This window comes from Roseburia faecis (genome assembly GCF_001406815.1).
GTDB lineage: Bacteria > Bacillota > Clostridia > Lachnospirales > Lachnospiraceae > Roseburia > Roseburia faecis.
The window spans coordinates 1-391 of record NZ_CVRR01000096.1; the positions used below are offsets into that span (position 1 = coordinate 1).

1 protein-coding gene is annotated in these 391 nt (G+C 42.2%); it reads left to right on the forward strand.

Annotated elements, in window-relative coordinates:
• A partial coding sequence (locus M72_RS16135) for a tyrosine-type recombinase/integrase (RefSeq protein WP_176694808.1) occupies positions 1-349 on the forward strand: 349 nt, incomplete at its 5' end.
• Positions 350-391: the final 42 nt, after the last annotated feature.

Consider the following 391-nt stretch of genomic DNA (forward strand, 5'->3'; position numbering starts at 1 on the left):
TTACTATGAGTTCTATCATCTGGACGGAACAGAGAATGTTCCAGAAGATTATAAGGAAATATCCTTTGTCTGCTTAAGACCGGATGGAAGTTTGGAACTGCCAAGCACGTTAGGAATTGTTTGCAGGAAGATTGCTCAGAAACTGGATGGATTTGAAGGATTTCATTTTCACCAGTTGCGACACACCTACACAAGCAACCTTCTGGCAAATGGAGCAGAACCAAAGGATGTGCAGGAACTGTTAGGGCACTCAGATGTCAGTACCACCATGAATGTCTATGCACACTCTACAAGAAAAGCCAAGCGGGAATCTGCAAGGTTACTTGATAAAGTGGCAGGCAATGACTAAATAAAACTTTCCCTTATTTCCCTTACGATTATCTCATAAGGG